This window comes from Bacteroides sp. UBA939, from assembly GCF_002293435.1.
GTDB lineage: Bacteria > Bacteroidota > Bacteroidia > Bacteroidales > Bacteroidaceae > Bacteroides.
On record NZ_DBDF01000174.1, the window covers coordinates 1 to 3,539 of the forward strand.

Genomic DNA, 3,539 nt, shown 5'->3' on the forward strand with positions numbered 1-3,539 from the left:
GGACAGCATGCGGATAATCATTTATATATAATAATATTATTCTTATATGAAGAAATTGTTTTCAATAGGTATTAGTTTTTTGACCCTGCTATATGTCAGTAGCCTGACTCTCTTGATAACCTCTTGCAGCCCTCCGAAAGAATTTTCCGGTGATAGCCGGAGGCAGGACTTCAACGCCGGTTGGACTTTCCGTTTGGGAGATGAACCGGCAGCCGCCAATCCTGCTTACGACGACACGGCTTGGCGAACATTGACTTTACCTCACGATTGGGCTATTGAAGGAGAATTCAGTAAGGATAATCCTTCGGGAACCGGCGGAGGAGCATTGCCCGGTGGTATCGGTTGGTATCGCAAGACGTTCACTGTCGGCAAGGAAGATAAAGGTAAAAGGTTAAGGATTGATTTTGACGGTGTATATATGAACTCGGAGGTTTTCATCAACGGACATTCTCTGGGTGTGCGTCCTTATGGATATGTTTCATTTGGTTACGATTTGACTCCTTATATCAAGTGGGGAGAAAAGAATTTGCTTGCTGTACGTGTGGATAATTCAAAGCAACCCAATTCCCGTTGGTATTCGGGGTGTGGCATCTATCGTAACGTGTGGCTCACGAAATTGAATCCTGTACATGTGGCGCAATGGGGTACGTATGTGGTTGCTGATGATATATTCAAAAATAGCGCACGGCTGACTATACATACCGCCATAGCCAATGAACAAGATACGGATACTCAGGCAGAGGTAATATCGATATTGCTGAATATGAAAGGTAAGGAGGTAGGACGCGCTTCTGCCGGATTGCTTTCGAAAGCGGGAAACCAAGAGGAGACCGTACAAAATATTACGGTAGAGAACCCTGAACTCTGGGGAATTGAACGACCATACCTGTATACGGTAAAGACAGAACTCCGCATAGACGGGCAGACGGTAGATACCTATACTACGCCTATCGGTATTCGTACTACTCATTTTGATGCGCAGGAAGGATTCTTTCTGAACGGCGCACGGATGAAGATAAACGGTGTATGCCTGCATCACGATTTAGGTTGCCTCGGAGCGGTGGTTAATATTCGTGCAATAGAACGCCGGCTGGAGATACTGAAAGAAATGGGGTGCAACAGTATCCGCTGTTCACATAATCCGCCTGCGCCGGAGTTGCTTGACTTGTGCGACCGTATGGGCTTTCTCGTGATGGACGAAACTTTTGACATGTGGCGGAAGAGAAAAACAGCTTACGACTATTCCCGTTACTTCAACGAGTGGCACGAACGTGATTTGACGGATTTGATACTTCGGGACCGTAATCATCCTTCTGTCTTTATGTGGAGCATCGGCAATGAGGTGTTGGAGCAATGGTCGGATGCAAAAGCGGATACGTTGAGTCTGGAAGAAGCCAATCTGTTGCTAAACTTCGGGCATGATGCGAGTATGCTGGCGAAAGAAGGTGAGATGAGTGTCAACTCCTTATTGACAAAGAAACTGTCGGATATGGTAAAGGCGCTCGACCCTACGCGTCCTGTAACGGCAGGTTGCAACGAACCGAGTCCGGGCAGCCATCTGTTCCGTTCGGGAGCATTGGATATCATCGGCTTCAACTACCATGATGATTGGTTTGCCGGCGTACCCAAGAACTTTCCGGGTAAACCGTTCGTTGTAGCGGAGAGCGTATCGGCGTTGATGACGCGTGGTTATTACCGTATGCCGAGTGACGAAGTGATAATTTGTCCCGAACGTTGGGATAAACCATACTATGATGCTTCATTCTCTTGCTCATCTTATGATAATTGTCATGTACCTTGGGGAAATACCCATGAAGGAACATTACGGCACGTGAAGAATAATGACTTTATCAGTGGTCAGTATGTCTGGACAGGTTTTGATTATATCGGTGAACCGACGCCTTATGGCTGGCCTGCGCGCAGTTCTTATTTCGGAATTGTGGATTTGGCAGGTTTTCCGAAGGATGCATATTATCTCTACCAGTCGGAATGGTGTCCGGAAAAAGAAGTATTGCATCTCTTCCCGCATTGGAATTGGACTCCGGGACAGGATATTGATATGTGGGCATATTATAATAATGCCGATGAGGTGGAGCTTTTCGTGAACGGCAAGTCACAGGGAATCCGCAAGAAGGGTGAGGATGATTTCCACGTGATGTGGCGTGTAAAGTATGAACCGGGTATAGTGCGTGCTGTTTCGCGCAAGGATGGGCAGACGGTACTCGAACAGGAAATACATACGGCAGGCGAACCTGCGCAAATCCGCCTGACAGCCGACCGGGATGCAATCATTGCGGATGGCAAAGACCTCAGCTTTGTATCTGTGGAGATATTGGATAAAGACGGTAACCTATGTCCCAATGCTGAAAACCAGGTGGTATTCGATGTGCAAGGTGCAGGCTTCATTGCCGGTGTAGATAATGGCAGTCCCATTTCTATGGAGAAATTCAAGGCTGACCGTCGTAAGGCTTTCTACGGAAAGTGTCTGGTGGTTATTCAGAATAGCGGTGCGAAGGGAAATATTGAACTGACGGCGAGTTCGGAAGGATTGAAAACGGTAAGTAAAGCGATTAAAGTGAAATAATATTCACGAATATCGTTAGTCTACATTACTGTATAGAGGTTATGTTAAAAGTGAAGTGTACTTTTGACATAGCCTTCCGACTTTAGAATTTGTATTTAATACCGGCGGAGGCGTAAAGTGAAACGCGGAAATAATACTGGTTGTCCGTTGCAAATATGCCTTCCAATGTTCTTTTGCTGTAATAAGCGTCTAGTAATATTTTCCTTAGTTGTTACTATGGAAAGAGATAAAAGTGGCGGTGTGATAACAAAATTTCGGTGTTTCACTTCTTTCTAATGGAGTGCCCCTGAAAAAATACAAATGAGTGTATATTATAGCCTTTTCGAGAAACCTGATGTAAACAAAATCGGTGAGCAATAACCCCTTTACGCCCATTTTATACCTAAAGGGATTATTGAACGAATTGCATCTATCTTTTACTGATATTAGTCGTGGCCTGCTGGGAGGCGCCATAACCGCTTTCATGGACGATCTGCATGACTGTCTTGCCGATGGCTAGACGGTAGAACTGGGTGGGTTATTTTACGTCTTCGCTAAATAGCCGACGCGAGGTGATGGAGAAGAAAGAATTGCGTGCCGCATCACTCCTGTCCGTGGATTAACGTTTTCTTAAAGAATGTTTATAACAGGTCCTTGCGTTAACCGTGCACAGTATGCCCGCCTAACGGGATGAAGTGTGAAGCAGGCGATTACTGACATAAATGGTAAAAATTGGAATCAAATATAGATGGTCTATTTACTAGGAGAACACTTGTTTTGTACTTGATTTTATCGAGTTAATAATTATTAATTTATCAACTCGTATTGATAGTATTGTTTGTAAGTTTATATATTTGTCTGTTGAATAGATTGAAATATTTTAATTACCCATCTTAAAATGACTCATTTATAGTGGATGTGCTTATAAATGAACTTTTTGGAATGATATAATAATTAGGGTGTCCAGTTTTACGTT

General features: G+C 44.2%; 2 protein-coding genes. One reads left to right on the plus strand and one right to left on the minus strand.

Annotated features, from left to right (window positions below; all coding sequences use genetic code 11):
* Positions 1-46: 46 nt before the first annotated feature.
* On the plus strand, positions 47-2,584 hold the full coding sequence (locus B2Z67_RS11050) for a sugar-binding domain-containing protein (protein WP_291529885.1): 2,538 nt from the start codon (positions 47-49) through the stop codon (positions 2,582-2,584).
* A gap of 82 nt (positions 2,585-2,666) precedes the next feature.
* Here B2Z67_RS11050 and B2Z67_RS15955 read toward each other — a convergent pair whose 3' ends face one another.
* Positions 2,667-2,783, minus strand: coding sequence for a DUF6268 family outer membrane beta-barrel protein (locus B2Z67_RS15955; protein WP_414630806.1), 117 nt, complete (start codon positions 2,781-2,783; stop codon positions 2,667-2,669).
* Between the last annotated feature and the right edge of the window lie 756 nt (positions 2,784-3,539).